At 39.0% G+C, this 4,577-nt stretch carries 5 protein-coding genes; 4 read left to right on the top strand and 1 reads right to left on the bottom strand.

Annotated elements, in window-relative coordinates:
- Positions 1 to 8 precede the first annotated feature (8 nt).
- Entirely contained in the window at positions 9 to 1,217 is a 1,209-nt protein-coding gene (locus HP439_RS17945) for a metallophosphoesterase (RefSeq protein ID WP_172391708.1), read from the bottom strand.
- Positions 1,218 to 1,641: 424 nt separating this feature from the next.
- Here HP439_RS17945 and HP439_RS17940 point away from each other — a divergent pair, with 424 nt between their 5' ends.
- From HP439_RS17940 to HP439_RS17925, 4 genes are all read left to right on the top strand, one after another.
- Positions 1,642 to 2,544 carry an SDR family oxidoreductase gene (locus tag HP439_RS17940; RefSeq protein WP_172391707.1) on the top strand — a complete coding sequence of 301 codons (903 nt, stop codon included), beginning with the start codon at positions 1,642 to 1,644 and terminating at the stop codon, positions 2,542 to 2,544.
- A 10-nt stretch (positions 2,545 to 2,554) separates the two neighbouring features.
- Entirely contained in the window at positions 2,555 to 3,292 is a 738-nt protein-coding gene (locus tag HP439_RS17935; protein WP_172391706.1) for an SDR family oxidoreductase, read from the top strand.
- A 17-nt stretch (positions 3,293 to 3,309) separates the two neighbouring features.
- Positions 3,310 to 4,224 carry a helix-turn-helix domain-containing protein gene (locus HP439_RS17930; protein WP_172391705.1) on the top strand — a complete coding sequence of 305 codons (915 nt, stop codon included), beginning with the start codon at positions 3,310 to 3,312 and terminating at the stop codon, positions 4,222 to 4,224.
- Between the two features lie 161 nt (positions 4,225 to 4,385).
- A partial coding sequence (locus HP439_RS17925) for a VOC family protein (RefSeq protein ID WP_484592854.1) occupies positions 4,386 to 4,577 on the top strand: 192 nt, incomplete at its 3' end.

Below are 4,577 nucleotides of genomic sequence, written 5' to 3'. Positions count from 1 at the left end.
TTTATTGCTTATGTTGGATCGCTTACGTCTAAATTCAACGGCGTTCGTTTTAGCGTGAGTACAGTAACCTCCGGCCATACACCAATTCTACCTTTTAGACCGTGGTAACCAAACCCTCTATTCACGTAAAGATATCTTCCTTCGCTGTTATACAGCCCAGCCCATTGCTTGTACATATACTGAATGGGACTCCATTTAAAGCTGAATAGCTCTATTCCAAACTGCATACCGTGCGTATGTCCCGCCAAGGTAAGGTGGATATGTTGATTACGGTCTAGCGTAACTTCGTCCCAATGTGACGGATCATGCGACATGAGTACCTTAAACGAGTCAAGGGGAATATTTGTAGTGGCTTTCTTCAGATCGCCGTATTGATGGAAGCCGCGCTTGCCCCAGTTTTCAACACCGATCAAAGCGATATGCTGTCCGTGTTTGTGTATCATGACAGCATCGTTAAGTAAGAGCTCGAAACCAATTTCTGCATGAATTTCTTTTAACCGTAGCATGTTTGCTTCCTTTGCCACTACGCTTTCCCACCTGATATAGTCTCCATAATCATGATTGCCAAGTACGGAGTATTTACCATAGGGAGCACTTAGCTTACTGAAACCCTCCACCCAAGGCTCCATTTCGGTAGCGATATTGTTAACGAGATCGCCCGTAAAGACAAGTAGGTCGCTATTTTGAGCATTCGCCAGGTCGATACCCTTTTGTACACCTTTGATATCTGAGAGGCTACCCGAATGGATATCCGAGAGCTGAGTGATTGTGAAGCCATCGAATGCTTCGGGCAGGTCGGGGAAATAAATAGTTTCTTTACGGACTTTATAAAAATGCCTACCGCGTGTTAAACCAAAGACTATAATAACGAAGACTATTACTGCCAGAACAACTGCAATCTCGCTCACATACACATTGCGCTCGGGAAATCCCCGGACTATGCGGGTTATGTCTTCCGCTAGTAATATCGGAAACGAGAATAGCTTCGGAATGCAGACGAGCAGTATAGCCGTAATCATAACTTGAATAAACCGCTGCATCTTATGATGTAGCTTGCGAAGAAAGGTCAGGGATATTAAGCCTATGACCAAAAGGAGATCTATCGACCAGTAACCGACACGGATCATAATATGCGGAGACAGGGTCAAGACGGCTTGGTAAAAGTATAGATCGCTTACCAAGAATACGATTAAAATTAGAATAATTCTTTTAGTCATAGATTCCTAATTACAAACGAAGTTAGTTCTTTTTGAGAATAAAGATCCTATAGCTCAGGATTTCATAAAGAATAACTTACATGAATTAAGAACACGATAGTGTAGCTAATGGTTTAGCAATGATACCTCCTACGTTCATTTGCTTCCATTCTTGCGTGCAAACGGAAGACGATAAAACAATGAAACTATGCGAATATAATGTGTTTTTTTATAGAATTATTAAGTGGTTAATTGTCAGTTTTTTAGTTTGTTAAAATAAAATTTATCGTGTTTAGGATGTTATTATTTGTGAAACTTTTCGGAATTCTACCCTAATATTAACCTCCTTAAACTACATCCTCATTTTTGTTACGAAATTCCCCATTTAAGTTACTTCTTCGGGTTCGCTGTTAATGAATTTTGTATCAACAAATAATTTAAACATATGAACATCATAATCACCGGTTCTTTAGGGAACATTGGAAAACCGCTCACAGTCGAGTTGGTTCAAAAAGGCCATTCAGTAACCATTATTAGTAGTAACCCCGATAGACGAGCGGAAATTGAGGCATTGGGAGCAAAACCAGCCATCGGCACAATGATGGATCCTGATTTTCTTGCCAAGACTTTCACTGGTGCAGATATTGTCTACTTGATGGAACCTTGGGAAGGTATTGGTAACATATTTGATCAAAATATTGATTTTACCGCAGGGTTTCATGCTATTGGCAATAACTACAAACAAGCCGTTGAAACTTCTAACGTAAAAAAGATTATACATCTAAGTAGTATCGGTGCCCACAGTGCAACAGGATACGGATCACTCTCCGTCCACTATGATGTGGAAACAATTTTAAAGCAGTTGCCCAATGATGTTTCTATCAAGTTTATGCGACCTGTAGGTTTTTACACCAATCTATTTAGGTCTATACAAACTATTAAGGAAACAGGTGCGATTATTTCAAATTATGGAGGCGATAAAAAAGAGCCTTGGGTATCCCCGCTAGATATTGCATCTGCCATTGCTGAAGAAATGGAGTTGCCTTTTAACGGAAGAGCGGTTCGCTATATAGCTAGCGATGAAGCATCACCAAATGAGGTAGCAAAAGCTTTGGGGGAGGCCATCTCAAGTCCCGATTTGAAATGGTTGGTAATTTCTGATGAAGAAATGTTGTCGGGGATGCTAGCGGCGGGGGTTAATCAACGGGTTGCAGAAGGTATGGTCGCCATGCAAGCCAGCCAACGAAGCGGTTTACTGTTTGAAGATTTTTATTTCCATAAACCAAACCTAGGTAAAATTAAATTAGCGGATTTTGCAAAACAGTTTGCACTAATCTATAATCAATAAAACCATCGAAATGAAAAAAGCACTAATTACAGGAGCTAACAAAAGTATTGGCTTGGAAACTGCAAAACAATTGTTGCAAAATGGATACTTTGTTTTTCTGGGCAGTAGAAATCTAGAAAAAGGAGAGAAAGCGGTAGAAAAGCTAAGAAACGAAGGTTTCGCGAACGTTGAAGCTATACAGTTGGATGTAACGGATGATGAATCGGTAAAGAAGGCGCGCACTGAGATAGGCAAAAAAACGGAGATTTTAGATGTACTCATCAATAATGCCGGTATCAACGGAGGTATGCCACAATCCGCACTGGAAGCAAGTATCGACCAATTTAGACTGGTCTTCGAAACCAACTTGTATGGCGTTGTAAGAGTTACACAAACTTTTATTGATATGCTGAGAAAATCGCCGCAACCACGGATCGTAAATCTCTCTTCAAGCGGCTGTTCGCTTACTTTGCACTGCGATCCCACTTGGAAGTATTATACGCATAAGGCCTCCCTTTATCCATCATCCAAAGCAGCGCTCAATATGTACACCATCAATTTAGCGTACGAATTGAAAGAGACATCATTTAAGGTTAACGCTGTTTGTCCGGGTTTTGTAGCAACCGATTTTAATGGTCATAGTGGTACAGGGACCGTTCAAGATGCAGGTAACCGAATAGTTAAATATGCTATGTTAGGTGAGGACGGTCCGACAGGGAAATTTATTAGCGAAGAACATAATCCGGAAACCGGAGAATGTCCTTGGTAATTTTGTAAATTTGAGTTATGAAGAGAGAAGGAATTCCGGTTTATAAATTTGAATCGTTGACAGACTTTCATCGGGTATTTGGGCTCCCAAAGCCCTTGCACCCGTTGATAAGTTTTATTGATCTTAAAGACATTAAGATTTTAGAAAACGAACTACCCAAATTTATCAGCTTAAATTATTACAAGATTGCCTATAAAACAGATACGTGTGGAAAAGCAAAGTATGGGCAAAACTATTATGATTTTGGTGAAGGCGGGTTAATTTTTACTTCCCCGAATCAGTTAGTCGAAAGTCCAACAGACAGCCAAGCAAATGGCCGATTATTGCTTATTCATCCCGATTTTCTGTTGACTCATTCTTTGGCAAAGAAAATTAAGGAATATGGCTTTTTTTCTTATTCCGCAAACGAAGCTTTGTATTTGTCAGATAAAGAAAAGACGACAATTTTCTCGATTTTTGAGATACTTGACGATGAATTAATTGGGAGAATAGATGATTTTAGTCAAGATGTTATTCTTTCTCAGGTAGAGTTATTGTTAAATTACAGCAACCGTTTTTATAAACGTCAGTTTATTACCAGAAAGGCTGTTAATAACGATTTACTGCAAAAGTTCGAAGGAATTCTAGATGCCTATTTCAACGACGAAAGCGCAATGGTGAAAGGGATTCCTTCTGTTCAACATCTTTCAGAGCAGTTACACATATCGCCAAGTTATTTGAGTGATATGTTGCGTTCTCTTACCGGGCAAAATGCGCAGCAACATATTCATAATAAGCTTATTGAAGTAGCAAAAGAAAAATTATCCTCTTCCAATCTATCGGTCTCAGAAATAGCTTATCAGTTAGGCTTTGAATTTCCACAGTCATTTAGTCGATTGTTTAAAACAAAAACTAAACTTTCTCCATTAGCCTTCAGACAATCTTTTAATTAAAAAATTAATAAGGCAGACTGGCCCTATGACACATCATACAGGCGATCGGCTTTTATGTTTAAAATATTAGAGAGTAAATTTCAACATACCTGACATACAGTTGTCATAATGCAGTTTTACTTTTGGGTTGTTAATAACAATTAAAACAAATCAAAAGAAAAATGAAAAAGATAAATTTAGTATCGTTGAGAATTATTACCGCAGAAATTACACGTTTAGTTCGATTTTATGAAGAGGCGACTGGCTTAAAAGCTAAATGGTCAACCGACGATTTTGCAGAGATTAATACAACCTCTTTTACTTTGGCAATCGGCAGCGTACGTACGTTGGCATTCTTTGGCGCTGAGGTTGCT

This window comes from Sphingobacterium shayense (genome assembly GCF_013179575.1).
GTDB classification, from domain to species: Bacteria; Bacteroidota; Bacteroidia; order Sphingobacteriales; family Sphingobacteriaceae; genus Sphingobacterium; species Sphingobacterium shayense.
The sequence above is the reverse complement of the archived record's forward strand: the minus strand, read 5'-3'. Positions and strand labels throughout refer to the sequence as shown.

Bases quoted from the DNA above. Each gene is read 5' to 3' on its own strand.
- HP439_RS17945 (WP_172391708.1), bottom strand. From the start codon at position 1,217: ATGACTAAAAGAATTATTCTAATTTTAATCGTATTCTTGGTAAGCGAT.
- HP439_RS17940 (WP_172391707.1), top strand. From the start codon at position 1,642: ATGAACATCATAATCACCGGTTCTTTAGGGAACATTGGAAAACCGCTC.
- HP439_RS17935 (WP_172391706.1), top strand. From the start codon at position 2,555: ATGAAAAAAGCACTAATTACAGGAGCTAACAAAAGTATTGGCTTGGAA.
- HP439_RS17930 (WP_172391705.1), top strand. From the start codon at position 3,310: ATGAAGAGAGAAGGAATTCCGGTTTATAAATTTGAATCGTTGACAGAC.